The sequence below is a fragment of the Phyllobacterium zundukense genome (genome assembly GCF_025452195.1).
Classification (GTDB): Bacteria; Pseudomonadota; Alphaproteobacteria; order Rhizobiales; family Rhizobiaceae; genus Phyllobacterium; species Phyllobacterium zundukense_A.
On the sequence record NZ_CP104973.1, the window covers coordinates 1,768,061 to 1,793,037 of the forward strand.

General features: G+C 56.6%; 30 protein-coding genes. 16 read left to right on the forward strand and 14 right to left on the reverse strand.

The annotated features are described in order from the left end of the window. Complete coding sequence (locus N8E88_RS21070) at positions 1 to 162, reverse strand: histidine kinase (RefSeq protein ID WP_262295356.1); 162 nt, start codon at positions 160 to 162, stop codon at positions 1 to 3. A 142-nt stretch (positions 163 to 304) separates the two neighbouring features. Between N8E88_RS21070 and N8E88_RS21075 the strand changes: the two genes are divergently transcribed. The 3 genes from N8E88_RS21075 to N8E88_RS21085 are packed head-to-tail and all read left to right on the forward strand — an operon-like array spanning position 305 to position 3,329. Beyond that, complete coding sequence (locus N8E88_RS21075; protein ID WP_410010671.1) at positions 305 to 928, forward strand: shikimate kinase; 624 nt, start codon at positions 305 to 307, stop codon at positions 926 to 928. Next, positions 925 to 2,049 carry a 3-dehydroquinate synthase gene (gene aroB, locus N8E88_RS21080; RefSeq protein ID WP_262295357.1) on the forward strand — a complete coding sequence of 375 codons (1,125 nt, stop codon included), beginning with the start codon at positions 925 to 927 and terminating at the stop codon, positions 2,047 to 2,049. Before N8E88_RS21075 ends, aroB begins: the two co-directional genes overlap by 4 nt. Then, complete coding sequence (locus tag N8E88_RS21085) at positions 2,046 to 3,329, forward strand: HlyC/CorC family transporter (RefSeq protein WP_262295358.1); 1,284 nt, start codon at positions 2,046 to 2,048, stop codon at positions 3,327 to 3,329. The genes aroB and N8E88_RS21085 overlap by 4 nt, the downstream gene beginning before the upstream one ends. 43 nt (positions 3,330 to 3,372) lie before the next feature. On the opposite strand, the gene N8E88_RS21090 is transcribed toward N8E88_RS21085, so the two are convergent. The 3 genes from N8E88_RS21090 to N8E88_RS21100 all read right to left on the reverse strand — a co-directional run bounded on the left by N8E88_RS21090 (position 3,373) and on the right by N8E88_RS21100 (position 4,410). Continuing rightward, positions 3,373 to 3,768, reverse strand: coding sequence for a type II toxin-antitoxin system VapC family toxin (locus N8E88_RS21090; protein WP_262295359.1), 396 nt, complete (start codon positions 3,766 to 3,768; stop codon positions 3,373 to 3,375). Then, positions 3,755 to 4,030, reverse strand: coding sequence for an AbrB/MazE/SpoVT family DNA-binding domain-containing protein (locus N8E88_RS21095; protein ID WP_262295360.1), 276 nt, complete (start codon positions 4,028 to 4,030; stop codon positions 3,755 to 3,757). The genes N8E88_RS21090 and N8E88_RS21095 overlap by 14 nt, the downstream gene beginning before the upstream one ends. Positions 4,031 to 4,107: 77 nt before the next feature. Next, positions 4,108 to 4,410 carry a BolA family protein gene (locus N8E88_RS21100; protein ID WP_262295361.1) on the reverse strand — a complete coding sequence of 101 codons (303 nt, stop codon included), beginning with the start codon at positions 4,408 to 4,410 and terminating at the stop codon, positions 4,108 to 4,110. Positions 4,411 to 4,554: 144 nt separating this feature from the next. Between N8E88_RS21100 and N8E88_RS21105 the strand changes: the two genes are divergently transcribed. The 4 genes from N8E88_RS21105 (at position 4,555) to N8E88_RS21120 (ending at position 9,200) form a co-directional block, all read left to right on the forward strand. Continuing rightward, the gene (locus N8E88_RS21105) at positions 4,555 to 5,208 is read left to right on the forward strand and encodes a J domain-containing protein (protein WP_112523565.1); all 654 of its coding nucleotides are present in this window, start codon (positions 4,555 to 4,557) and stop codon (positions 5,206 to 5,208) included. Between the two features lie 86 nt (positions 5,209 to 5,294). Further along, positions 5,295 to 6,281 (forward strand): cobaltochelatase subunit CobS, encoded by a 987-nt coding sequence (gene cobS, locus N8E88_RS21110; protein WP_112523562.1) that lies wholly within the window; start codon positions 5,295 to 5,297, stop codon positions 6,279 to 6,281. A 14-nt stretch (positions 6,282 to 6,295) separates the two neighbouring features. Continuing rightward, the gene (gene cobT, locus N8E88_RS21115; protein ID WP_262295362.1) at positions 6,296 to 8,185 is read left to right on the forward strand and encodes a cobaltochelatase subunit CobT; all 1,890 of its coding nucleotides are present in this window, start codon (positions 6,296 to 6,298) and stop codon (positions 8,183 to 8,185) included. Position 8,186: 1 nt separating this feature from the next. Continuing rightward, a complete protein-coding gene (locus tag N8E88_RS21120) occupies positions 8,187 to 9,200 on the forward strand; it encodes an esterase-like activity of phytase family protein (RefSeq protein ID WP_262295363.1) in 1,014 nt (337 codons plus the stop codon). Here N8E88_RS21120 and N8E88_RS21125 read toward each other — a convergent pair. Together N8E88_RS21125 and rpmB are read right to left on the reverse strand one after the other, a co-directional pair. After that, positions 9,173 to 9,823 carry a queuosine precursor transporter gene (locus N8E88_RS21125; RefSeq protein WP_262295364.1) on the reverse strand — a complete coding sequence of 217 codons (651 nt, stop codon included), beginning with the start codon at positions 9,821 to 9,823 and terminating at the stop codon, positions 9,173 to 9,175. The genes N8E88_RS21120 and N8E88_RS21125 overlap by 28 nt on opposite strands. A gap of 80 nt (positions 9,824 to 9,903) precedes the next feature. Next, entirely contained in the window at positions 9,904 to 10,203 is a 300-nt protein-coding gene (rpmB, locus tag N8E88_RS21130) for a 50S ribosomal protein L28 (protein WP_112523551.1), read from the reverse strand. A 263-nt stretch (positions 10,204 to 10,466) separates the two neighbouring features. On the opposite strand from rpmB, the gene N8E88_RS21135 reads away from it, so the two are divergent. Next, positions 10,467 to 11,282, forward strand: coding sequence for a DUF3108 domain-containing protein (locus tag N8E88_RS21135; RefSeq protein WP_262295365.1), 816 nt, complete (start codon positions 10,467 to 10,469; stop codon positions 11,280 to 11,282). A gap of 73 nt (positions 11,283 to 11,355) precedes the next feature. Next, positions 11,356 to 12,216 carry an aromatic amino acid exporter YddG gene (locus N8E88_RS21140; protein WP_262295558.1) on the forward strand — a complete coding sequence of 287 codons (861 nt, stop codon included), beginning with the start codon at positions 11,356 to 11,358 and terminating at the stop codon, positions 12,214 to 12,216. Here the strand turns inward: N8E88_RS21140 and N8E88_RS21145 are convergent. Next, positions 12,180 to 12,614: a cupin domain-containing protein gene (locus N8E88_RS21145; RefSeq protein WP_410010672.1), complete on the reverse strand. Its 435-nt coding sequence runs from the start codon at positions 12,612 to 12,614 to the stop codon at positions 12,180 to 12,182. The genes N8E88_RS21140 and N8E88_RS21145 overlap by 37 nt on opposite strands. Beyond that, entirely contained in the window at positions 12,614 to 13,384 is a 771-nt protein-coding gene (gene gloB, locus N8E88_RS21150) for a hydroxyacylglutathione hydrolase (RefSeq protein WP_262295366.1), read from the reverse strand. Before gloB ends, N8E88_RS21145 begins: the two co-directional genes overlap by 1 nt. 104 nt (positions 13,385 to 13,488) lie before the next feature. Here gloB and N8E88_RS21155 point away from each other — a divergent pair, with 104 nt between their 5' ends. Next, positions 13,489 to 14,229: a class I SAM-dependent methyltransferase gene (locus N8E88_RS21155; RefSeq protein WP_262295367.1), complete on the forward strand. Its 741-nt coding sequence runs from the start codon at positions 13,489 to 13,491 to the stop codon at positions 14,227 to 14,229. Positions 14,230 to 14,349: 120 nt separating this feature from the next. On the opposite strand, the gene metW is transcribed toward N8E88_RS21155, so the two are convergent. Both metW and N8E88_RS21165 read right to left on the reverse strand, forming a co-directional pair. Continuing rightward, positions 14,350 to 14,964, reverse strand: coding sequence for a methionine biosynthesis protein MetW (metW, locus tag N8E88_RS21160; RefSeq protein ID WP_262295368.1), 615 nt, complete (start codon positions 14,962 to 14,964; stop codon positions 14,350 to 14,352). Beyond that, positions 14,961 to 16,148, reverse strand: coding sequence for a homoserine O-acetyltransferase MetX (locus tag N8E88_RS21165; protein WP_262295369.1), 1,188 nt, complete (start codon positions 16,146 to 16,148; stop codon positions 14,961 to 14,963). The genes metW and N8E88_RS21165 overlap by 4 nt, the downstream gene beginning before the upstream one ends. Before the next feature lie 132 nt (positions 16,149 to 16,280). On the opposite strand from N8E88_RS21165, the gene hisC reads away from it, so the two are divergent. Together hisC and N8E88_RS21175 are read left to right on the forward strand one after the other, a co-directional pair. Beyond that, positions 16,281 to 17,384: a histidinol-phosphate transaminase gene (gene hisC, locus N8E88_RS21170; protein WP_262295370.1), complete on the forward strand. Its 1,104-nt coding sequence runs from the start codon at positions 16,281 to 16,283 to the stop codon at positions 17,382 to 17,384. 5 nt (positions 17,385 to 17,389) lie between these two features. Continuing rightward, positions 17,390 to 18,322: a prephenate/arogenate dehydrogenase family protein gene (locus N8E88_RS21175; protein ID WP_262295371.1), complete on the forward strand. Its 933-nt coding sequence runs from the start codon at positions 17,390 to 17,392 to the stop codon at positions 18,320 to 18,322. A 3-nt stretch (positions 18,323 to 18,325) separates the two neighbouring features. Here N8E88_RS21175 and N8E88_RS21180 read toward each other — a convergent pair whose 3' ends face one another. The 3 genes from N8E88_RS21180 to N8E88_RS21190 all read right to left on the reverse strand — a co-directional run bounded on the left by N8E88_RS21180 (position 18,326) and on the right by N8E88_RS21190 (position 19,979). Then, positions 18,326 to 18,625 (reverse strand): type II toxin-antitoxin system RelE/ParE family toxin, encoded by a 300-nt coding sequence (locus N8E88_RS21180; protein ID WP_262295372.1) that lies wholly within the window; start codon positions 18,623 to 18,625, stop codon positions 18,326 to 18,328. Continuing rightward, positions 18,622 to 18,882 carry a type II toxin-antitoxin system ParD family antitoxin gene (locus N8E88_RS21185; RefSeq protein WP_114431622.1) on the reverse strand — a complete coding sequence of 87 codons (261 nt, stop codon included), beginning with the start codon at positions 18,880 to 18,882 and terminating at the stop codon, positions 18,622 to 18,624. The genes N8E88_RS21180 and N8E88_RS21185 overlap by 4 nt, the downstream gene beginning before the upstream one ends. Positions 18,883 to 18,959: 77 nt before the next feature. Next, the gene (locus tag N8E88_RS21190; RefSeq protein ID WP_262295373.1) at positions 18,960 to 19,979 is read right to left on the reverse strand and encodes a DUF2125 domain-containing protein; all 1,020 of its coding nucleotides are present in this window, start codon (positions 19,977 to 19,979) and stop codon (positions 18,960 to 18,962) included. A 202-nt stretch (positions 19,980 to 20,181) separates the two neighbouring features. On the opposite strand from N8E88_RS21190, the gene N8E88_RS21195 reads away from it, so the two are divergent. Further along, positions 20,182 to 20,700 (forward strand): gamma-glutamylcyclotransferase, encoded by a 519-nt coding sequence (locus N8E88_RS21195; protein WP_262295374.1) that lies wholly within the window; start codon positions 20,182 to 20,184, stop codon positions 20,698 to 20,700. Between the two features lie 211 nt (positions 20,701 to 20,911). Here the strand turns inward: N8E88_RS21195 and tlpA are convergent, their stop codons facing one another. Then, a complete protein-coding gene (tlpA, locus tag N8E88_RS21200; protein ID WP_262295375.1) occupies positions 20,912 to 21,589 on the reverse strand; it encodes a thiol:disulfide interchange protein TlpA in 678 nt (225 codons plus the stop codon). A 35-nt stretch (positions 21,590 to 21,624) separates the two neighbouring features. Between tlpA and argH the strand changes: the two genes are divergently transcribed. The 3 genes from argH to lysA all read left to right on the forward strand — a co-directional run bounded on the left by argH (position 21,625) and on the right by lysA (position 24,565). Beyond that, the gene (argH, locus tag N8E88_RS21205) at positions 21,625 to 23,025 is read left to right on the forward strand and encodes an argininosuccinate lyase (RefSeq protein ID WP_262295376.1); all 1,401 of its coding nucleotides are present in this window, start codon (positions 21,625 to 21,627) and stop codon (positions 23,023 to 23,025) included. 79 nt (positions 23,026 to 23,104) lie between these two features. Further along, positions 23,105 to 23,290: an LPS translocon maturation chaperone LptM gene (gene lptM / locus N8E88_RS21210; RefSeq protein ID WP_209999448.1), complete on the forward strand. Its 186-nt coding sequence runs from the start codon at positions 23,105 to 23,107 to the stop codon at positions 23,288 to 23,290. Between the two features lie 9 nt (positions 23,291 to 23,299). Continuing rightward, on the forward strand, positions 23,300 to 24,565 hold the full coding sequence (gene lysA, locus N8E88_RS21215; protein WP_262295377.1) for a diaminopimelate decarboxylase: 1,266 nt from the start codon (positions 23,300 to 23,302) through the stop codon (positions 24,563 to 24,565). Positions 24,566 to 24,977 lie beyond the last annotated feature (412 nt).

Sequence of the window (24,977 nt, forward strand, 5' to 3'; positions counted from 1 at the left end):
TTATTTCGGTCTATCCGGTTTCGGATTGAGCTTTTCAGAGGGAATGCGAATAGTCATTTCCGTCTGCGTGGGATGCACGAAAGTCACCAGCGCAACCATGCCGGCATAGATGAGCCCCGCGAGAATCGCGAGAATGATGATCAATCGTGTAAGCGTCGGCATTTTCTATTTGAATCGCCTTTGTCGGCTTTGGTGCTTGGTTCCATAATCCTGCAGCTCAAACCCTTATGATTTGATGAAGCTTGAGTCTTCTAACGCCATAGTTTGCTTGACGACAGCACGGTTTTCCTGTCGAAACGCAATTATGAATATGACTGAAGACACAGTTGGGGCAGCCGAGATTGCGGAGCTTGCCAAATCCATCAGAGAGCGCCTCGGACATCGGTCCATCGTGCTTATCGGACTGATGGGCGCAGGCAAATCCACAGTCGGCAAAAAACTTGCGTCACTGGTCGAACTGCCGTTCTTCGACGCTGACAACGAGATCGAAAAAGTCTCGACCATGACTATTCCAGAACTTTTCGAAGCCTATGGAGAAGCCGAATTTCGGGACCTCGAGCGGCGCGTTATTGCGCGCATGCTTGAGAATGGACCGATCGTGCTGGCGACCGGTGGCGGTGCTTATATGAATGAACTTACGCGAAAAGCTATTGCTTCGGATGGTATTTCGCTCTGGTTGAAGGCCGAACTTGATGTGCTGATGGCGCGTGTTGCGCGCAAACAGAACCGTCCGCTCTTGAAAAACGATAATCCTCGAGGTGTGATGGAACGACTTATGACCGAGCGCCACCCGATTTATTCGGTCGCCGATCTGGTGGTGAACTCCCGCGAGGAAAAGAAGGAAATCATTGCCTTCGAAGCAATGCAGGCAATTGTTGCCCATCTTGATGGTATCGCATCCCGCAGCAATGAGGAATCCGGTTCATGACCGACGCGGTTACCACTACCATTGTACCCGTCAAGCTCGGGGATCGTTCTTACGACATTCTCATCGGGGCTGGATTGATCGATCGGGCCGGACACGAGATTGCAAAGCGGGCCAAATCGGTGCGTGTCGCCATTGTCAGCGACGAGACTGTCGCAGGTCTGCATCTCGATCGGCTCACGCGAAGCCTGACGGCTGCCGGTATAGATTCTACACCGATCTTGGTTGCACCCGGAGAGAAATCCAAGGGTTTTGCAACACTCGAAACCGTAACCAATGCAATTCTTTCCGCGCGTCTTGAGCGCGGCGATATCGTGGTTGCTTTTGGCGGCGGTGTCATTGGCGACCTTGCCGGGTTTGCGGCCGGCATTGCCCGTCGCGGCATGGGATTCATCCAGATGCCTACATCGTTGCTGGCGCAAGTCGACTCCTCGGTGGGCGGCAAGACGGGCATCAACACGGCGCACGGCAAGAACCTCGTTGGTGTCTTTTATCAGCCCCAACTCGTTCTGGCCGATACGGATGTGCTGGACACATTAACTCCACGCGAGTTCCGTGCCGGCTACGCTGAAGTTGCTAAATATGGACTGATCGACCGGCCGGATTTTTTTGCCTGGCTGGAAAAGAACTGGCGGGGGATTTTCGCTGGCGGACCCGAACGCACTGAGGCCATTGCCATATCATGCCAATCCAAAGCCGATGTAGTCGCCAGAGATGAACGCGAGACGGGGGATCGTGCGCTACTCAATCTTGGCCATACGTTTGGCCATGCATTAGAAACCGCGACGCACTACGATTCCGGGCGGTTGGTACATGGCGAAGGCGTCGCCATCGGGATGGTTCTCGCGCACCAGTTTTCGGCAAAAATGAACCTGGCCAGCCCGGACGATGCGGCTCGCGTCGAAGCGCATCTGCGCCAAGTGGGGCTCCCGGTTTCCATGGGCGATATCCCTGGCCAACTACCTTCCGCGGAAACACTGATGGACTACATTGCGCAAGATAAAAAAGTAGCGCGCGGGGCGCTTACATTCATTTTGACTCGCGGCATTGGCCAGTCGTTTATCGCAAAAGACGTGCCGCCATCGGCCGTGTTAAGCTTTTTGCAGGAGAAACATCCGAAATGACGCTGGAAATCTGGATCTTTTGCGGAATCATATTCCTTTTGATCCTGATGTCTGCCTTGTTTTCAGGGTCTGAGACTGCACTGACCGCCGTCTCTCGTGCACGTATGCATCGCTTGTCGAACCGCGGTGACGAACGCGCGGCCGTGGTGGAAAATCTGATCGTAAAGCGGGACCGGCTTATCGGTGTCATGCTCATCGGCAACAACCTCATCAATATTCTAGCCTCTTCGTTGACGACGAGTATGCTGCTGACATTGTTCGGCCAAGCTGGCGTTGCTTATGCCACGGCGATAATGACAGTGTTACTTGTCATTTTCGCGGAGGTGTTGCCCAAGTCCTGGGCGATTTCGAGTCCCGATCGAAATTCGCTCGCTCTTGTCCGGTTTGCCCAGATAGTCGTTTTTCTGTTCGGCCCCCTTTCTGATCTGGTCAATTGGATTGTTCGCCAGATTCTTGCGGTGTTCGGCATTAACCTTGCGGCAGGCACGTCAATGTTGTCAGCCCAGGAAGAACTGCGCGGCACTGTCGATCTATTGCACAAGGAAGGCTCTGTCGTTAAAGGTGACCGGGACCAGATCGGCGGTCTCCTCGACCTGCGTGAACTCGAAGTCTATGACGTTATGATCCATCGGACCGACATGGATTCGGTCAACGCAGACGATCCTATCGAGACCATCATTACGGAAATCCTGGCGAGCCATCATACCCGCATTCCAGTCTGGAAGGGCGCGAATGACAATATCGTCGGTGTTGTCCATGCCAAGGATCTGGTGCGGGCGATCCGCGACGCAAATCGGGACTTTTCCAAGATCAACATCATGAAGGTGGCGACGAAGCCGTGGTTCGTTCCGGACACGACAAGCCTTCAGGATCAGCTCAATGCCTTTCTGAGACGCAAAGCGCATATCGCCATTGTGGTCGATGAATATGGCGACGTGCAAGGATTGATCACTCTTGAAGACATTCTAGAAGAGATCGTCGGCGATATCGCTGACGAGCACGACATCGATGTGCAGGGTTGCCGTCCTCAACCGGATGGTTCAGTGCTGGTTGACGGCTCAGTCCCCATTCGTGATCTTAACCGGGCTCTGGACTGGCACTTGCCCGATGCCGAAGCGACGACCATTGCCGGTCTCGTGATCCATGAAACACAGAGCATTCCGAAGGAAAAACAAGCCTTCACCTTCCATGGCAAGCGTTTCACGATTTTGAAGCGTGAGAAGAACCGTATTACACGGCTGCGTATTCGCCCCATCGAGGATGACGACAGGCCAAGTTAAACTAGTGCCGTTTAGCTTATAGCGCTTCATCACGGCAACAAAATCAGCTGGGCGCGCGAACGCTGAGCGCTCCTAGTCGCTTGGCCGTTTTTCGCAAAGAGGCATCGAAGCTGATCATAGTCTCACATGTGAGGCTTGCTGCCGCTAGATGAAACGCATCCGCATAGTCCATGCCTGACACCGACAAACCCAGAGCCTGAGCGGCCACGGCGGGGTTTTCGAGTGAAACATTTGCAAGTCCGGCAAATTTACGCAAGGCTTGGATAATTGTTAGCGTGTCAAAGCCATATGCGCCTTTCAAAACCCACCCGGTTTCGAGAAGAACTGTCGTGGAGATCCATACTTTCTCATGTTCGATCAGTTTGCGGGACGCGACTGATTGTTGGGGGTGATCTCCGGTCAGAAACCGGACCACAACGTTGGTGTCAATTGCCAGCATGTCTGAGCCTGGCCTGGGCGGTTATGGCTGCATCCATTTCTTCCAGGGTTTTTGGCTCATCAGTGTACTTTAGCATGCCAAATACATCACTGATCATAGAGCTCTCGAAGAGCGGTTGTTCCTTTAAGAGTACCCCTTCGCCAGTTTCCTCAACAATCAGGCGGGTGCCAGGGTCCCAATGATGTTGCTTGCGAATAGTCGCGGGTAGAACAATTTGACCCTTTGTAGAAACGACGGTTGTAAGCTTCACTGTTTTAGGCATCGAGCACTCCAAAGTAAGACGTATGTAAGATAGGCTCGTTTCTATAATTTGCAAGGCATTTGGCCGGTCACAAGGTTCTATCGCCGCGTCGCCTCACCCGGTGCCGCGGGTTCAAGCGCCAGCGCGTGGACGCTGCCATTCAGTTCGTCCTGTAGCACTTCATTGATGGCGCGATGGCGCGCAACACGCGACATGCCGGCGAATGCCTCCGCGACAATCCGCACACGAAAATGCGTTTCGCCTGAACCGTCAAATGTGCCATGATGTTCGCTGTCAGAATGATGGTGGCCGGCGTGCAGATGGCTTTCATTGATGACTGCCAACGAAACAGGATGAAAAACCTGCATCAGTTTGCTTTCGATCACTGACTGAGTGGACATTTCGTTCTCCTGCGCCCATATGGTAGTTTCACTTGGCAAATCCGTTCATGATCACAAATTTACCGCCATTTCAGGCGTTAGGTCTATCCATGGGTAAATGTCAATTCTTGTTCCGCCAACCGATCCGTTGATGATTCTGATTCGATGACCTCAAGTTCGAAATATTTTGACAGCATCCGCATCCGCCCGAAAAAGGTGGACGAGGAGAAATCGCGCACACCCGTCTGCCAATGGGATGGTTGCGACAAGCCTGGACCGCATCGCGCGCCCGTGGGACGTGAGAAGGAAGGCGAGTTCTTCCATTTCTGCATCGACCATGTGCGTGAGTACAATAAGGGCTATAATTACTTCTCGGGTCTCTCGGACGCCGAGGTAGCCAGGTACCAGAAGGAAGCGTTAACGGGCGACCGTCCGACCTGGACCGTTGCGGGATTGCCTGGAAGCGGAGCGGGTGCAAGCGCCAGTACGCGCGCTCAAGCGAGTGCCAGCGCCAAGACATCGCCGGATTTTTCGAAGTTGCGTTCGGGTCGTGCGGCATATCAGAACAGATTCCGTGACCCCAACAGCGTTTTCAATGAGGCGCGGGTGCACATCCGCAAGCTCAAGCCACTGGAGTCGAAAGCACTGGATACGCTTGGGCTTGGCGCAAAAGCCACTGGCGAAGACATAAAGTCGCGCTATAAAGAGCTTGTGAAGATCCATCACCCCGATGCCAATGGCGGTGACAGGGCTTCCGAGGATCGTTTCCGTGACGTAATCCAGGCCTATCAATTGCTCAAAGCGGCTGGTTTCTGCTAACCCACGATTGAGCCGAATTCGGGACTTCACAGCGAGGTTCCAAACTATCTTTATGCGTCTGCGCGTGCAGTCGCGCTGGAGGCATGATGAATAAGGTTGATCGCGATATTGCGAATTTGCCGGATACAACGGTTTCTGCTGCAAAATTGTTTGGTTTTGAAACCGATATGATGGTTCCTGCCTATAAGGCAGGTGACGCTTATGTGCCGGAAATCGACACGGACTATCTATTCGACAAACAGACCACGCTGGCCATTCTCGCGGGCTTTGCGTTCAACCGCCGTGTCATGGTCTCCGGCTATCACGGTACGGGCAAATCGACCCATATCGAGCAGGTTGCGGCGAGGCTGAACTGGCCATGCGTGCGCGTCAATCTGGATAGTCACGTCAGCCGTATCGACCTTGTCGGCAAGGATGCGATCGTCGTCAAGGAAGGTATGCAGATCACCGAATTCCGCGACGGCATCCTGCCTTGGGCCTATCAGCACAATGTCGCGCTTGTATTCGACGAGTATGATGCCGGCCGTCCGGACGTAATGTTCGTGATCCAGCGCGTGCTCGAATCGTCGGGTCGTCTGACGCTGCTCGATCAAAGTCGCGTTATCCGCCCGCATCCCGCTTTTCGTCTGTTTGCCACCGCCAATACGGTTGGTCTTGGTGATACGACGGGTCTTTATCATGGCACGCAGCAGATCAATCAGGCGCAGATGGACCGTTGGTCCATCGTGACAACGCTCAACTATCTGCCGCACGACAATGAGGCGGCTATCGTTGCCGCCAAGGCCAAGCATTATCAGAACAAGGAAGGCAAGGAGATCGTCTCCAAGATGGTGCGCGTTGCTGACATGACGCGCGCAGCGTTCATCAATGGCGACCTCTCGACTGTCATGAGCCCGCGTACAGTCATCACATGGGCGGAAAATGCCGATATCTTCAAGGACGTGGGCTTTGCTTTCCGTTTGACGTTCCTCAACAAGTGCGACGAACTCGAACGTCCGCTGGTCGCCGAGTTCTATCAGCGGGCGTTTGGCAAGGAACTGCCTGAGTCCACGGCCAACGTGGTCATAGGCTGAGCGTCACGGTAAAGATGGCAGGTCCCGGAGATAATTCACGTGCGAATCCGAAAGGTCCGGTTGATTCCGAACCTTTCAAGCGCGCGCTTACGGGATGTATGCGAGCGATTGCCGGCGACCATGAAATGGAAGTCGGGTTCGGTAACGACAAGCCGGCCCTGACCGGTCATCGTGCCCGGCTTCCTGATCTGCCCAAGCGCCCAACTGCCAATGATGTAGCCGTCACGCGCGGTCTTGGCGACTCGATGGCGCTGCGCAAAGCCTGTCACAATGACCGTATTCACGCGACGCTGGCGCCGGAAGGCAAGCAGGCGAGGGCGATCTTCGACGCGGTCGAACAGGCGCGTGTCGAAGCCATCGGCGCGCTGCGTATGGACGGCGTCGCCGAGAATCTGACTTCTATGCTCTCGGACAAATATGCCCGGGCCAATTTTCCGGCGATTACCGACAAGGCAGAGGCGCCGTTGGAAGAAGCCGTGGCGCTTTTGGTTCGTGAAAAGCTTACCGGTCGCAAAGCGCCGGAATCAGCTGGCAATGTGCTTGACCTGTGGCGTGACTGGATCGAGGAGAAGGCCGCAGCGGACCTCGACCATCTCGGCGCCAAGATCAACGATCAAAACGCTTTCGCTCGTGTCGTACGCGAGATGCTGGCTTCCATGGAAATGGCGGAAGAGCTGGCCCAGGAGAGCCAGGAAGACGACAGCCAGGACAATAACGAAGACTCGCCAGAACCGGAAGAAAACAACGAAGGTGGTTCGGACGAGAACGAGGGCAGCGATTCGTCCGAGAATGATGATTCCGATACATCCAGCGACGACAGCCAGTCCGGCGAGACCGAAGCCGCCGACGCTTCGTCTGACGATATGGACGAGGATTCGGACGCGGATGCCGAAATCCCCGGCGAGGCGAGGCGGCCCAACCAGCCTTTCTCCAACCTCGGCAGTGAAAGCGGCTACAAGATTTTCACGCAGGAGTTCGACGAAACAACCGATGCGGAAGAGCTTTGCGACGAGGCCGAGCTGGAGCGATTGCGGGCTTTCCTCGACAAGCAACTCGCCAATCTCTCCGCTGTCGTTGGACGCCTGGCAAACAAGTTGCAACGCCGTCTTATGGCGCAGCAAAACCGCTCATGGGACTTCGATCTTGAGGAAGGCTACCTCGATAGTGCCCGTCTTGTGCGGATTGTAATCGATCCAACGCAACCACTCTCCTATAAGCAGGAACGTGATACGGATTTCCGCGATACGGTGGTGACGTTGCTTATAGACAATTCCGGTTCCATGCGCGGGCGCCCGATTACCGTTGCCGCGACGTGCGCGGACATTCTGGCAAGGACGTTGGAGCGCTGCGGCGTAAAGGTGGAAATCCTCGGCTTCACCACCAAGGCCTGGAAAGGCGGTCAGGCGCGGGAAGCTTGGCTGGAACGCGGTAAGCCCGCCAATCCCGGACGTCTTAATGACCTGCGCCACATCGTCTACAAGCGCGCTGACGCCCCGTGGCGGCGCGCACGGCGCAATCTTGGCCTGATGATGCGCGAAGGCCTCCTGAAAGAGAACATCGACGGTGAAGCCCTGATATGGGCTCACCAACGGTTGCTGGGCCGTCCTGAGCAGCGCCGTATCCTGATGATGATCTCGGATGGAGCTCCAGTTGATGATTCCACTCTTTCGGTCAATCCGGGTAACTATCTCGAGCGGCATCTGCGCGCTGTGATCGAGGAGATCGAAACACGTTCGCCGGTTGAGCTTATCGCCATTGGTATCGGTCATGATGTGACGAGATACTATCGCCGCGCTGTTACTATCGTGGATGCCGAGGAACTTGCCGGCGCCATGACGGAGCAGCTGGCTTCACTATTTGAAGAGCCGGAGCGACAGAGCCCAAAAAAGTCAGTGCGGCGATAATATGAACCGAACTGCGCTGGCTTTTCGGCGCGCATCGCTTTACCTCGTGTTCCTTGTTGCAATGCCGGTTTCAGCGGAAGAGAGCGCGGTCGTTTCCCCTGCAGTCATCGAGTCCCGTGTCATCTCCAATTTTCGCATCGGCTCGTCCGAGAGGCGATTCGGAGACCTTGAATTTGTTGGCGGTCTGGAAATGACTTCTGCGAGTTCCGACTTTGGCGGCCTTTCCGCGTTTCGCTATCTGGATTCGGGAAAGAAGTTTCTCGGCATCACCGATACAGGCTTCTGGTATGCGGGTACGATGCAGCGCGATGAAGAGGGCAGACCTTCATCAATCAGCAGTTTTCGCTTGGCACCGATCCAGAGCGAGGAGGGTGTTCCCGTCGAGGGCAAATGGAACTCCGATGCCGAAGGCATGAGCGTTTACGGCAATATCGTCACTGTCTCATTCGAGCGTATCCACCGGATTGCAGAATATGCGCTGGACCTTGAAAACTTTGTCTCGACGCCAAAGGATGTTCCTCTGCCGATACCGAGGGAAGAGCTGCGCAACAATCGCGGCATAGAGACGATAGCCTATTCACCAGCCTCCAGCCCATTGCACGGGGCGTGGATTGCCGTAACCGAGAAAAGCATCAACAAGGCCGGCGATATGTTTGCCGCAGTTCTTGAAGGACCACAGAAGGGCACTTTCTTTGTCAAACGCCGCGACGATTTTGACATCAGCGATGGCGATTTCCTGCCCGATGGTGATTTGCTGCTGCTCGAGCGTCGCTTCAGCATGGCAAGCGGCGTGGTCCTGAGAATACGAAGGATACCCGTGGCGAGCATCAAACCTGGTGCCACAGTCGACGGTGAATTCATCCTGCAGGCAGACATGCGCAACCAGATAGACAATATGGAAGGGCTGGATGTCTGGCAGACGGCCGACGGTTCTACCCGGCTATCACTCGTATCAGATGATAATCATTCCATTCTGCAACGGAATCTTTATTTGGAATTCCGGTTTGCCGAGTAGATTGCAGGGGCGAAGATTGCAAGGATTGCTCCATAAGGCACTAGCATTGCGACAGCCATGAACATCTTGACCATCAGATCGCCAAAACCCAACGACATCCACAATGGGATTTCCCTGCCAAGGAACGGCACTAGCATGGTAAGTGACGAATCGGTGTGGCCCGTCGCGGCGTCGATCCAGGCAAAGTCGGCGGCAAAGGCGATCGAGAAAAACAGCAGTGTGTCTAACAGCGAACCGAAGATGGCAGAGGCAAAAGGCGCCTTCCACCAGGTCAGCTGCCGCAATCTGTTGAATACGGTGATGTCGAGAAGCTGGGCGGTGAGGAATGCCGTGCCGGATGCGATGGCGATGCGCGGCGTTGCCAGCCAGACCGAAAGGACGACGGCAATTGCAAACCCCACATAGACGACCTTCCGGGCAAAGGCCGGGCCGAATGTGCGATTTGCAAGATCGTTGACCAGAAAGGCTATCGGATAGGTAAAGGCGCCATAAGTCAGGATTTCTCCCAATCCAAAATGATCAAAAGGATACTGAACAAGGATATTGGACGCGGCAACGACCGCGCACATGGCTAGAACGGGGAGAATAAAATCCGAAAAGGTATAGGCGCGCTTCGGCGGCATTTTTTTATCCTGGGTAATGGAACCAGCAATAAGGCCAGCATTTGCTGGCCTCGACGACTAGAAATAGAAACGATTGCTGATTACGCAGCGACCGGAGCTTCGAGAAGCTTCTTGGCAATCTGGCGCTTCAGGAGACGGGCGCGTTGCGACAGCTCCTTCTCGTCAGCTTTGACCAGGAATGCATCCAGACCACCGCGATGCTCGACGCTGCGCAGGGCGTGAGCTGAAACGCGCAGGCGATAGCTCTGACCGAGTGCTTCGGAAATCAGCGTTACGTGGCAAAGATTCGGCAAGAAGCGGCGGCGCGTTCTGTTGTTCGCGTGGCTCACATTGTTACCATATTGTACCGACTTAGCGGTCAATTCACATGTGCGGGACATCTGGTCTCACCTTCAAATTTTTCATTCGCCTTTGTCCGAATATTTCCTGCTACCATCGCACGTTGCCGTGCAGCGGCTCGCTTATCGGATGGGCGGCCTATTGGGAAGTCGCGTTTCTATAGTGATATGGGCCGCGCACGTCAAGTGCACTTATGCCAAGTTTGCCGCTACCTATATATAATACGGGCCAGCTTGTATTGTTTATCACAACTTCGCCCGTTTTATGCTTTCGAACAATCGCTGCAGGGATGCTTTGGACGAAAATGACGAGAATGAATGCCCACAGGCACTACGCCAGCCGAAAATTAATGCTGGTGCCGCTCGCTGCGCTAGCGCTGATGGGTGCGCATCCGGCGCACGGCGCTCAGTCATATCAGACAGATTACCGCGTCTCGCTCTTCGGATTGTCGATAGCCAAGGCGAGTTTTTCAACCAGTGTCACAGATGATCGCGCTTACAAAGTTGTCGGGTCTCTTGCCAGCTCGGGGCTAGGTAGCCTCTTCGATGACACCAACGGCAAGCTGGACATTACTGGTCAGTTCGCCGAGACCGGGCCTGTACCGAATTCTTATGTTGTCAAATACCGGCATGGCAATCGAAACAAAAGCACGTCGATCGCTTTTACCAACGGCAACGTGACGACTACCACCAATGATCCGCCGATCAAGAGGAAGAAGAATTGGGTGGATCTCAAACCTGCCGACCTGCAATCCGTTGCCGATCCGATTTCCGGCGTGATGGTGGCAGCAAGCAGCCTTGACCAGGTCTGCAAGCAGACGTTGCATCTCTTCGATGGCCAGACGCGCGTGGATTTGAAACTTTCTCCATCGGGCCGGGCCCAGCCCTTTGCGACCCAGGGTTTCAAGGGCGATGCCATCACTTGTTCAGCCAAATTCGTCCCGGTCGCCGGTTATCAATCAGGGCGAAAAGCTATCGAATATTTGAAGAACTCAAGCAAGATCAGTCTCACCTTTGCATCACTCGGCAAGTCCGCTATCTATTCACCGGTGCAGGCAAAGATCGGCACGCAGATCGGCACGGTGACTGTTTACGCAACCCGTTTCGAAAAGACGCAATAGACGCGGCTCGGCAGCCGTACTTCAGATCCGGGGTGCTTTTTTGGCGACATTTGTTGGTTTTCTTGCGATCATCATGTGGGCGATGCTCGCGCTTTTCACCGATGTGTCGGGTAAGGTTCCGCCATTTCAGTTGACCGCGATGACGTTCGCTATCGGTGCGTGCCTCGGTTTGATCTCTTGGCTGTGGCGGCCGGGTGCTGCGCGGCACCTGCGCCAGCCTGCAAAGGTCTGGATGCTTGGCGTGGTGGGGCTATTTGGCTATCACTTCCTCTATTTCACGGCGCTGCGTAACGCACCAGCGGTTGACGCCAGCCTTATCGCCTATCTCTGGCCGCTTTTCATCGTAGTGGGATCTGCCCTGATGCCTGGTGAAAAGCTGCGCTGGTTTCACATTATAGGTACGCTGCTGGGCTTGGCGGGAACGGTGCTGATCATAACCAAAGGTGGCGGCCTCGGCTTCGACCCGCAATTTGGCTTCGGCTACGCCATGGCTGGCCTCTGCGCACTGACATGGGCCGCCTATTCGCTGTTGTCACGACGCTTCGCCAATGTGCCAACCGACGCTGTGACAGGCTTTTGCATAGCAACTTCAATACTTTCGCTGATTTCGCACGTGCTGCTCGAGCAGACAATCTGGCCGGATGGCATCACCCAATGGCTGGCCGTCCTCGGACTTGGACTATTCCCGGTTGGGGCGGCTTTCTACGTCTGGGACTACGGCGTCAAGCATGGGAATATCCAGGTGCTTGGTGCGTCGAGCTATGCCGCGCCACTGCTTTCAACGCTTGTGCTGATCGTCGCCGGGGTTACGGAGCCAACGGGACGCGTGATGCTCGCCTGCCTCCTGATCACGCTGGGCGCGGTTATCGCAGCAAAGGACATGCTTTTCAGACGCCGTCAGGGCTCCCAGCCAGGTTCCGCCATCTCGAACTGAGCGAAATCAAATCCCGGTGCTACCGTGCACCCGACAAGTGTCCACGCGCCGAGGCTCTTGGCCATTTGCCATTGTCCTGCCGGAACAATGGCTTGCGGGCGCTGCCCATTGGCAAGGTCAAGTCCAAGCGTATGGGTTTCGTGCGGTGAGCCCTCAGTCGCCACGGTCAAAAGCAGTGGTGCACCACCATACCAGTGCCAGACTTCCGCAGCATCCTTGACGCGGTGCCAGGCCGAAATTTGGCCTTCCTCGAGCAGAAAGTAGATCGCCGTCGAGTGCCCGCGCCCGCCTTCTGGCCATTCACCCTGGTTGTCGCGGAAAGTCTGGACATAGAAGCCGCCTTCCGGATGCGGCTGAAGCCCGAGGTATTCGCGAATCTCGCCTGCTGTCAGCACCATCAAAAGTTGTCCTTGCGCTTGCGGATTTCGGCGAAAACCGCCTCATCGGTCGCGCTCTCCATTTTGAGGTTTTTGCGGATCGCCGGATCGTGCCAGCGGAGAAACGGGTTGGTCGCCATCTCGCGCATCAGCGTTGTCGGCAAGGTCGGTAAATCTGCCCCGCGCAACCTCTTGATTTCCTTGGCCCGCTCCTTGAGCGCGGAGTTTTCCGGGTCGATAGTCAGGGCAAAACGCGCATTGCTCTCGCTGTATTCGTGGCCGCAATAGATCTCCGTTTCACCCGGCAGTCCGATCAACCGCTGCAGCGACTTGAACATGGTTGCCGGCGTTCCTTCGAAAAGTCGCCCGCAGCCGAGCGAAAACAAGGTGTCGCCGGTAAACGCGACCTTGGCGGCAGGGATATGAAAGGAGATTTCTCCTGCGGTGTGCCCCGGTGTGGAAATGACCTCCACCTCGAAACTGCCGAACTTGAAACGGTCACCGTGACGGACGCCGCGGTCAATACCTGGTATTTTCGCCTTTTCGTCTTCCGGACCAATGATTTCCACGCCAAATCGTTTCTTGAGCGCCAGATTTGCCTCGACATGATCGGTATGGTGATGCGTGTTGAAAATATGGGTCAATTTCCAGCCGCGGCGCTTGAGCGCGTCGAGAATCGGCTGTTCCTCCGGGGCATCTATCGACGCGGTCAGACCGGTTTCAGGATCATGGATCAGCACGCCGAAATTATCGCTGCGCGCGGTGAATTGTTCTATTTGCAATTGGGACATGGTCGTTCTCTTCATTCTTTGCTGGGCAAGATAATCCCGGTTCAGCCAAGCCCGCAACCCATGTCATTTCTTGATGTTCTCATCTTCCATGTTACGTTGCGGCCATGCATCTAGACATCATCGATCTGCGCGCGTTTTACGCTTCAACTCTCGGCCATCTGACCGAGCGCTCTATTTCAATGGCCTTGGTGCCGCTCTGGCCGAAGCTGCCAGGCGAGCGGCTGGTTGGTCTCGGATACGCCGTACCTTACCTCGACCGGTTCCGCGGCGATACGGAGCGCACCTTCGCGTTCATGCCGGCGGGGCAGGGCGCGGCCAGCTGGCCGCCGGCTGAGCCATCCGCTACAGCATTGATATTTGAAGAGGATTTGCCTCTGCCGGACTCCGCAGTGGACAGAATATTGATGGTACATGCGCTGGAACATGCGGAAGACCCACGCGAAACACTGAAGGAAATGTGGCGTGTTCTGGCGCCCAACGGCCGGCTGGTCATCGTCGTTCCGAACAGGCGCGGGCTATGGGCAAGGTTCGAACATACGCCGTTTGGCAGCGGCCGCCCCTATAGCCGAGGTCAGCTGACGCGTCTCCTGAGGGAGGCAAACTTCACGCCCGGACCGTGGGGCGAAGCTCTGTTCTTCCCGCCATCATCGCGAAAAGCGATGATGCGGCCTTCTTCATTGTTTGAACGGGTGGGTCGCCGGTTTTGGCCGATGTTCTCTGGCGTGCTGATCGTTGAGGCGCAAAAACGCATCTATCAGGGGCTGCCCGTTGCCAAGCGTGCGTCGCGGCGTGTGTTCGTACCGGTGCTCTCACCGCAAGGCACGGCAAGCGCAAGTTCGCGTTAGCACAACCAAATTACCCGCATCGGTTTAAATTCTTGCGGCGGAATCGATGAGTCTTGCACCGGAATCGCGACTCTTCGTGTGAGGTTCGAGGGTTCTTGCGCAAATTCTGTTCAGGATTCGCTAGCGTTTGAGCAAAAACACGGCCTGCTGGCCGAAGAGGTTCCAAAACCCCCAAGGCATGTTGAATCCGAGGCGCTCTCCCAAGGCATTCAGCGCGACGGCGGACTCGACCACCGCGCCGACTTCCTTGGTCATGTCGACAAAATCATTGATGGTGCAGAAGTGGATATTCGGCGTGTCGTACCAGCTATAGGGCAGGTCTTTGGTGACCGGCATGCGACCGTTGATTGCAAGCGAGGTGCGTACCCGCCAATGCCCGAAATTGGGGAATGACACGATGGCCTTTTCGCCGATGCGCAGAAGTTCGGAGAGAACATTCTTCGGGTTGCGGGTCGCCTGCAAGGTCTGCGACAGGATCACATAATCGAAACCGCCATCCGGATAATATTTGAGGTCGCTGTCGGCATCGCCCTGGATGACCGACAGGCCGCGCGCCACCGATTCGTTGACGCCCTTTTGCGAAAGCTCGACGCCCCGCCCATCCACATCCTTGGTGTTCTGCAAAAGCTCCAGCAGTTCGCCATCGCCGCAGCCGACATCGAGCACGCGCGAGCCGGGTTCGACCAGCGAAGCGATGACGGCAAAATCGACGCGGGGATGGACGTTCACACTCATGACGGCAAAAGCCCCCTGGCGCGGGCGGCGGAGCGGATGAATCCGGTGATCGTCGAAAACATCTCGGGCTCATCGAGCAGGAACGAGTCGTGCCCCCGATCCGACTCGATCTCGACGAAGGACACCGACGCGCCGGCCGCATTCAGCGCATGGGCGACCATCCGGCTTTCGCTGGTCGGGAACAGCCAGTCGCTGGTGAATGAAACGATGCAAAACCGGGTTTTCGATCCGGCGAAGGCGTCGGCAAGGCGGCCGCCATGTTCCGCCGCCAAGTCGAAATAGTCCATCGCCCGGGTCATGTAGAGATAGGAATTCGGATCGAAGCGCTCGACGAACGTCGTGCCCTGATGGCGCAGATAGCTTTCAATCTGGAAATCGGCGTCGAACCCGAAGGTCAGTTTCTGTCGATCCTGCAGATTGCGCCCGAATTTGTTGTGCAAGGCAGTCTCGGAGAGATAGGTGATATGCGCCGCCATGCGGGCGACCGAAAGACCCTTGCGCGGGACAGTGCCGGCTTCGAGATAGCGGCCTTCCTTCCAATCGGGATCAGCCATGACCGCTTGACGGCCTACTTCATGGAAGGCGATATTCTGCGACGAGTGGCGGGCACCGGTCGCGATCGCCACGGCCGCAAACACCTTGTCGGAATGGCTCGACGCCCATTCCAGCACCTGCATGCCGCCCATGGATCCGCCGATCACGGCAAAAAGCTGTTTGATGCCCAGATGGTCGATGAGCATCGCCTGGGCCCGCACCATGTCCGCTATCGTGATGATCGGAAGGTCCAGCGCGTAGGCCTTGCCGGTTTCAGGATTGATCGAGGCCGGGCCTGTCGAGCCAAGGCAACCACCGAGAACATTGGAACAGAGCACGAAATAGCGGTCCGTATCGATGGGCTTGCCCGGACCGATAAGCAACTCCCACCAGCCGGGCTTGCCGGTTACGGGATGGACATTGGCGACATGCTGATCGCCGGTCAGCGCATGACAGACGAGGATTGCGTTGGACTTGTCGGCGTTGAGTTCGCCATAGGACTGATAGGCGATGCGAAACGGCGAAAGCGACACACCGCTGTCCAGATGCAACGGCTTGCCGGCGCCAAAATCCACCACCGGACTGTGGGGATTTGTCGCCTCCTGGCTTTGCTGGACTTTTTTAGCGGATGGTCGGCTAGCTTTGGTCATTTTTGTGCAATTGAGGGCGTGATCGCGCGTAGGTATGGTCGCAGCTCGCGCAAAGTCAAGTTGTTCTCGACATCCGGGCTCCATGCAGTTATGTCCGCACGGTGCTTTTGCCCGTTACGGACCCGAACAATCATGACGACACGACAAGACATGCGCCCAACTCCGAAAGCCGGCATACTGGACGTAGCAGCCTATGTCCCCGGCAAGGAACATGCTCCGGGTGTCGCGAAGGTCCACAAGCTGTCGGCAAATGAAACGCCGCTCGGCGCCAGCAAGCACGCTATAGATGCCTTTCGCGAGGCGGCGGGGAAGCTTGCGATCTATCCGGATGGTCAGGCAACGGAACTGAAGAAGGCGATCGCCGATGTGCACCGCCTCAATGCCGAGAACATTCTTTGCGGCAATGGCTCTGACGAACTGCTTGGCCTGCTTTGCCAGACCTATCTTTCGCCCGGCGACGAGGCGATCTACACCGAACATGGATTTCTGGTCTACAGAAACTACATTATGGCTGCGGGGGCGACGCCGGTTGTTGCACGCGAAAATAGCGAACGGGCCGAGGTCGACTCCATACTGGGCGCGGTCACGCCACGCACGAAGATAATTTTCCTTGCCAACCCAAACAATCCGACCGGCACGTACCTGCCTTTCGAAGAAGTACGCCGTCTGCATGACGGCTTGCCCAAGAATGTACTGCTGGTCATCGATGCTGCCTACGCAGAATATGTCCGCCGTAATGACTACGAAGCGGGTGTCGAACTTGTGTCATCCTTCGAGAATGTCGTGATGACCCGGACCTTTTCCAAGATTTATGGGCTGGCTGCGCTTCGCATCGGCTGGATGTTCGCACCCGTCCACGTCATCGATGCGGTCAATCGCATTCGCGGCCCCTTCAACATGAACTCGGCGGCCATTCTTGCCGGCAGTGCCGCGGTCCGCGACCGCGCGCATGTCGCGGAGGCTGCCGCGTATAACGAGACATGGCGTGTCTGGCTCACCGAACAATTGACCGGGCTTGGGCTTCGGGTCACGCCGTCGGTCGGAAATTTCCTTCTCGTGCACTTTCCCGAAGATCCGGCGAAATCGGCGGAGAAGTCGGACGCTTACCTGACGAGCAAGGGCTATATTTTGCGCCGCGTTACGGGATACGGATTTCCGAACGCGTTGCGCCTCTCCATTGGATCCGAAGAAGCCAATCGCGGCGTAGTCGCTGCACTTTCTAAATTCTTAAAGTAAAACAAATGTCCGACGTTCATTTTGATACAATCGCCCTGATCGGCATCGGCCTTATCGGTTCGTCGCTGGCGCGCGTCATCAAGCGCGAGGGCCTTGCCGACAAGATCGTCATCTCCACCCGCAGCGAAGCCACACTGGCTCGGGCCAAAGAGCTTGGCCTCGGCGATAGCTATACACGCGACAGCGCCGAGGCGGTGAAGAACGCCGATCTCGTCATTGTTTCTGTGCCTGTCGGTTCGTCAGGTGAAGTTGCCCGGCAGATCGCCGCCTCGCTTAAGCCCGGGGCGATCGTCACCGATGTCGGTTCGACCAAGGGCTCGGTGATTGCACAGATGCAACCGGAACTCCCCGCGAATGTGCATTTCATTCCGGGGCATCCGCTCGCAGGAACGGAGTATTCCGGCCCCGATGCCGGGTTTGCCGATCTGTTCATCAACCGTTGGTGCATTCTCACGCCGATCGAAGGCACGGACCCGGACGCTATCGCAAAGCTGACGAGGTTTTGGGAAGCCTGCGGTTCGCGGCTCGATACGATGGACCCTTTGCATCACGACCGTGTGCTCGCCATCGTATCGCATCTCCCGCACCTCATCGCCTACAATATCGTCGGCACGGCCAGCGACCTGGAAGAAGTGACGAACTCCGAAGTCATCAAATATTCGGCTTCAGGTTTTCGCGATTTCACCCGTCTGGCCGCATCTGATCCCACCATGTGGCGCGATGTCTGCCTGCACAACAAGGACGCCATCCTTGAAATGCTGTCGCGGTTTTCCGAGGACCTCGCCTCATTGCAGCGATCGGTTCGCTGGGGTGATGGCGATGCGCTTTTCGACCTGTTCACCCGGACACGTGCCGTCCGACGCGGTATCATCGATGCCGGCCAGGAAGTGGATGCGCCGGACTTCGGACGGCAAAAGGCAGGGCAGCGGTCAAAGTAATCGTCATGGTTCAGGAAAAACGATGGATTCGTGATCTCGGGCGCCGTTGAGAATGCGCAAAACTTTGACGCCAGCCTCGTCGAAACGATAGAAGATAAGGTACTCGCCGTACGGCCGACGCCGGACGCCAGTATGCTCGTGTCCTGATACAAACGGGAAACTGTTGTGCATGCTGACAAGACGCTCGCATCGATCAACTAGTTCATCCACGAAACTGACTGCCCGGCGCGGACTGTTGCGCGCTATATAGTCGCCAATTTCCTCAAGATCGACCTCCGCTTCGTCCGTGATGATGACAATCACGAATGATCTTCCACCATACTTTGGTATTTTGCTTTCAGGCGATCGGCGACTTCACGTAGAGGCTTAACCCGGCCAGCCTCAACGTCCGCAAGCCCCCGAGCAATTGCTGCATCGAGCGCTGCGAGGCGCTTTTCACGCTCCTCAACCAATCTTATGCCTTCGCGCAAGACTTCGCTGCGTGAATTATAACGCCCGGACTTCACCAAATCGTCCACATAGGCTTCGAGTTTTATTCCGAGGTTCACGCTGCTGGCCATGGTTGTTGCTCTCAAGAAATGTATCAGGGCTTGATAACTGTTATCAATACTACTTTCGTCGATGGCCTAGTGCAAGTTTACAGCGCAGGCAGCCGTCCGATACTGATAAAGCCAACCGACATTTTGCCGTTCTTCGCCGTAATGGGAAGTGTCGGCGCGCCGCTCTCATCTTTCGGAACGAACGCCATCGCTTGGACAACGGTGGAAATCGTATTGCCTGCTTCAGGGAAAATGCCCTGCATGACTTTGGCCACGCCTTCCGGATTGCGCATCGTCACCTTGAAATCACCGCTGATGCGCCCGTCATCGGCGACGGAAAACGGACCGGAAATTGCAATCCCGCTGCCATCCTCGAAGGACAGTTCGACTTTTCGCAGCGTTCCCGTCTGACCGCGCAGAACCGACAGGTCACGCTCCGGTTTTGCCAGCAGCGCGAAACCATTGGCAAGCTGGACATCGGCCGCGCCGGTCAATTCGGGCAATGGCCTGTCGAGGACGATATTGTCGGCGATCTTCAGCTTGTCGAAGGAAAGTGCGATATCCATCTGCGGCTGGCTGGTATTGAACTCAAGTTTCCCGGTCTGCATGACGGCGAGCGGAACAGGATTGCTCACGTTTCCGCGCTCATTGACCATGACATTGCTGCCTTCGATCGACAGTTGTTTGGGAAGCGGCTTGTCGAGCCGGACGCTGGTGGCGAGATTTTCCCATTTCACGTCGAGAGGCGGAGCACCGGGCACGTCGACTGCGGCAGGGCCCTGGACGCTGCTGACAATCTGAAGCGGGTCGTAGATTTGCGCTGCGGAACGGAAGCTGCCGGCGGTGATAGATATGCTTTTGGCTTGGTCGACCCAGCCGACTTTCGAGCAGTCGAGACCAACGCGTAAGGGATAGCCGCTCGCCCTGGCGTTTTCGCAGCTGGCGTCGATACCCTGTTGCTTGAACGCCGCGATATTCGTTGCGACGCGGCTTTCCAACTGATTAGCCAGATAGTACCAGCCACCGGTGTAGATCACGCCGGCAAGGATAACCAGTGCGCCGATGATGATCGGAAGTCTCGAAGGCTTGCGGCTCTTTTCGGCAGTGCTTGACGGCATGGGGCGGGTCTCGCTATCGGTCACGGGACCGTTGACAATCCACCCCGACGGCCATTTGATGCGATTTCTGCACTGACCTAGGCGCATGGACCAAATGTCCACTGCGCTCCGGGTCTCGAAAACCACATCAACTGACTCGCCAGGCTGAATTCTCAAAACAGTCTCTCAGGCAAATCTATCAGGCAAATCTATCAGGACGGATATGGGCGATTTTTGGGTCTTTGGCTATGGCTCTTTGATGTGGAAGCCGGGTTTTGCCCATGTGGAGACTTTGCACGCCCGCCTGCACGGCTATCGAAGAGCGCTGTGTGTCCGGTCCTACGTGCATCGTGGAACGCCGGAGCGTCCGGGGCTGGTGCTCGGCCTCGATCGGGGCGGATCCTGCCTCGGAATGGCGTTTCGTGTGCCTGGCGATCTCGAGGACGAGGTTGTCGCCTATTTGCGGGCGCGCGAATTGGTCACGCATGTCTATCTCGAGCGGCGGCTCGCGATACGGCTCGAAGACGGGCGCAAGGTCGAGGCGCTGACCTATATCGTCGACCGCAGCCATGTTCAGTATGCGGGCAGACTTTCCGTCAGCGAAGCAGCAACGGCTGTGCGCGGTTCAGTGGGTCAATCGGGCCGCAATGAAGACTATGTGCACAGCACGCTCGAGCACATGCACAAGATGAAGATCCGCGACCACTGGATGGAGGCGGTTGTCGCGGCGTTTGACAACTAGAGCGTATCAGGTTTTCGTGGAAGCGTTTCACCCACCCCGGACCTGCGGTCCGACCCTCCCCATCGAGGGGAGGGTGAGGGGGCAGGGGCTACCGGATATATCCAGCAAGGCTCCCACCTCCCCCTTCCATGGGGAGGTCGCAGCGAAGCTGCGGGAGGGGATGAACCCTCATATTTCAGGAATACCCAAACGCTCTAGGGATGCGCATTGATCACAGGCCGGTCGCCGTATCGACAAAACGGGCGGCGTCATCGCTGGACCAATCGGCCGGACCATTCATCGCCGCGATCTGGCAGCCTTCCTTGTCGACAAGCATCGTCACCGGGAGGCCGAAAGCAAGATTCTTGCGCTTCAGATCGTTGAATACACCCATCGATGGATCGCGATAGAGTAGCAGCGACTTGACGCCGATCTCGCTCAGGAACGCCTTCGGCTTCTCATCATCGCCCGTATCGATGTTGATGGTCACGACCTGGAAATTGTCGCCGCCCTTCTTCGTTTCCAAGGCATCGAGGGCCGGCATTTCCTCGCGGCAAGGCACGCACCACGTTGCCCACAGATTGACAAGAAGCGTCTTGCCTTTGAAATCGCCGAGGCGGGCAGGCTTCCCATCGGGAGCGGTGAAAGTCAAAGCCGACATGGATTGAGGCGAATCCGCACCACGCATGGCCGCAACGGCGCCAACGGCCGCCCCGTCGATTTTCTTGGCATCCGCGGTTTTCAACGCGCATTGATCGGACGGGTTTGTGCCGGCGACAATATTGCCAGAAGGCCGTTCCATCACGTATACCGCAACCGCACCGGCAAGAATGCCTGCGAGAGCTGCAGACAGGATGATCTTCCTGCTGTTGTCGCGTGGCGTTTTCTGCGTTTCGTTGCCGTCCGTCATTTTACTCTTCTCGCTTCTCACCCAAGGCGCTACCCATGTCCGACAAGAAGAACAGCAATGAAATGTGGGGAGGCCGTTTTGCCTCGGGTCCCGCCGCGATCATGGAAGAAATCAACGCTTCCATCGGCTTCGACCAGAAACTCTACGCCCAGGACATTCAGGGTTCGCTTGCCCATGCTGCCATGCTTGCGAAAACCGGCATAATAGCGGCGGACGATCACGACAAGATCGCAAAGGGCCTGAACACGATATTGTCAGAGATAGAGACGGGAAAATTCACGTTTTCGCGCAAGCTCGAAGACATTCACATGAATATCGAGTCGAGACTGGCTGAACTGATCGGCGCGCCGGCAGGCCGGTTGCATACGGCACGCTCGCGCAATGATCAGGTCGCTGTCGATTTCCGCCTCTGGGTCAAGGCGGAATTCGAGAGGACGGCGATTGCGCTGAAGAAGCTGATCGAAGCCTTTCTGACGCGTGCCGAGGAACATGCGGCATCGCTGATGCCAGGCTTTACGCATCTGCAGACGGCGCAGCCGGTCACCTTCGGTCACCACTGCATGGCCTATGTCGAGATGTTCGGCCGCGATTTGAGCCGGGTGAAGGACGCTATCCAGCGCATGGACGAATCCCCGCTGGGTGCTGCGGCGCTGGCCGGGACCGGATTTCCGATAGACCGGCACATGACCGCAAAGGCGCTCGGGTTCCGCGAGCCGACGCGCAACTCGCTCGACAGTGTTTCGGATCGCGATTATGCGCTGGAATTTCTCTCGACCGCCGCGATCACCGCGACGCACCTGTCGCGGTTGGCCGAAGAAATCGTCATCTGGTCGACGCCGCAGTTCGGGTTCGTGCGTCTGTCCGACAGTTTCTCCACCGGCTCGTCGATCATGCCGCAGAAGAAGAACCCCGACGCAGCCGAACTTGTGCGCGCCAAGACCGGGCGTATCACCGGCTCGCTGGTCGGGCTTTTGACGGTGATGAAAGGTCTGCCGCTGACCTATTCCAAGGACATGCAGGAAGACAAGGAAGCCGTCTTCGATGCGGCGGAGACGCTGGAACTATGCATTGCCGCGATGACCGGCATGGTTGGCGACATGACCATCAACACCGCCGCAATGAAAAAAGCAGCCGGTTCCGGTTACTCCACTGCAACCGATCTTGCTGATTGGCTGGTACGCGAGCTCGGCCTGCCTTTCCGCGAGGCGCATCATGTGACCGGACGTGCCGTGGCACTGGCCGAAGAGAAGAAAGCCGAGCTCGGCAAGCTGTCGCTGGAGGACCTGCAGGCGATACATCCTGGCATCACCGATTCGGTGTTCGGTTATCTGACAGTCGACAAATCGGTGCGCAGCCGCAAATCCTATGGCGGTACGGCGCCGGGCGAGGTTCGCCGCCAGATCAGATTCTGGCAAAAGCGTATCGCCAAACTCTAAAACAATATTGGCTGGAGATGGGGGTGCAAAGAGCGCCTTCATACGCTAGACAGAGTAAACGCCATTCGGGATCAAACTTATGACGAGCCGTTCTTTTTTGACGACAATACTGATGTCGATTGCAATTCTAAGCGTTGTTTCGGCCTGTGGCCGAAAGGGCGATCCTGAGCTGCCGCCGGCTTCCGTTACGACGATGCCCGGCGAGCCGAAGACGGAAAAACCGCCGGTCCAGGACAAGCGTTTCATCCTCGACCCGTTGATCTAGGCGTTTTACGTGAACCATTTCGACTATAAAGACGGCGTTCTCCATGCCGAGGGCGTCAGCATTCCCGACATCGCCAAGGCGGTCGGAACGCCTTTCTATTGCTATTCCACCGCAACGATAGAACGGCATTTCAAGGTCTTCTCGGCGGCATTCGCCGATATGGATACGCTCATCGCCTACGCGCTCAAGGCCAACTCCAATCAGGCCGTCCTGAAGACGCTGGCTCGCCTTGGTTCAGGCGCCGACGTCGTCTCCGAGGGCGAAATGCGCCGCGCTCTTGCTGCAGGCATCCCGGCCAACAGAATCGTTTTTTCCGGCGTCGGCAAGAAGCCCGGCGAAATGGATTTTGCGCTGGCAGCAGGCATCCATTGTTTCAACGTCGAATCCGAGCCGGAGCTTGAGATACTTTCGGCGCGCGCGGTTGCTGCCGGCAAGATTGCGCCGGTATCGCTGCGCATAAACCCGGATGTGGACGCCAAGACCCACAAGAAGATTTCCACGGGCAAATCCGAGAACAAGTTCGGCATTCCGCTTGCGAAGGCCAGCACGATCTATGCGCATGCCGCCAAGCTGCCCGGTCTCAAGGTCACCGGCATCGACATGCATATCGGCAGCCAGATCACCGATCTCGAACCGTTCGACAATGCCTTCAGGCTGCTGGCCGAGCTGGTGGCGCAGCTGCAGGCAGACGGCCACGATATCAAGCATGTCGATCTCGGCGGCGGCTTGGGCATTCCCTATCATTTCGACAATAATCCGCCGCCGCTGCCTGATGCCTATGCGCAAATCGTGCAAAAGCACATCAAGCCGCTGGGCCTGAAGACCATTTTCGAACCGGGCCGTCTCATCGTCGGCAATGCCGGTATCTTGGTCAGCGAGGTGATTTATCTCAAGGAAGGTGATGCGCGGAACTTCATCATTGTCGACGCGGCCATGAACGATCTCATCCGTCCGACGCTTTATGACGCGTTTCATATCATCCGCCCGGTCAAGGAGCCTGGGGCCAACGATCCGCGTATTCGCGGCGATGTCGTCGGTCCCGTTTGCGAAACCGGCGATTATCTTGGCCTCGATCGCGATTTGCCGCGCCCGGCTCCCGGCGATCTCATCGCCATTGGAACGGCAGGCGCTTACGGCGCAGTGCAGGCCGGCACCTACAACACGCGTCTGCTGGTGCCGGAGGTGCTGGTCAATGGCGACCGGTTCCATGTGGTGCGGCCCAGGACGAGCTATGACGAGCTGATCGGCTTGGATTCGGTGCCAGACTGGCTTTAAGGCCACCTCTCCGTCATCGTAAAACACCTCCCTCTCCGTCATCCTCGGGCTTGACCCCGAGGACCCACGGCAAGGAGGCGTGGATATTTCCCCCTACACGGCGGGATCCATTAAACGAAACTAACGGTGCAAAGTGTCATTGAGATGCAGTCTCATTGAAATGCGTCGCGTGCGAGCGAACTCAAGTGCTTCTCAACCGTGGGTCCTCGGGTCAAGCCTGAGGATGACGAAGAGGGAGGTGTTTTACGATGACGGAGAGGCGGGTGCTTTACGAATAGCGAAACGTACTTTGGCAAACGTCCTAAACGGAACAGAAGCTTCACGTTGTCCCCCTCTACACAAAACTATGATCGCATTTTTACCCCAAGGCCTCGCCTTTGCCATGATGAATGGTATTGTTCTATGATGCCGG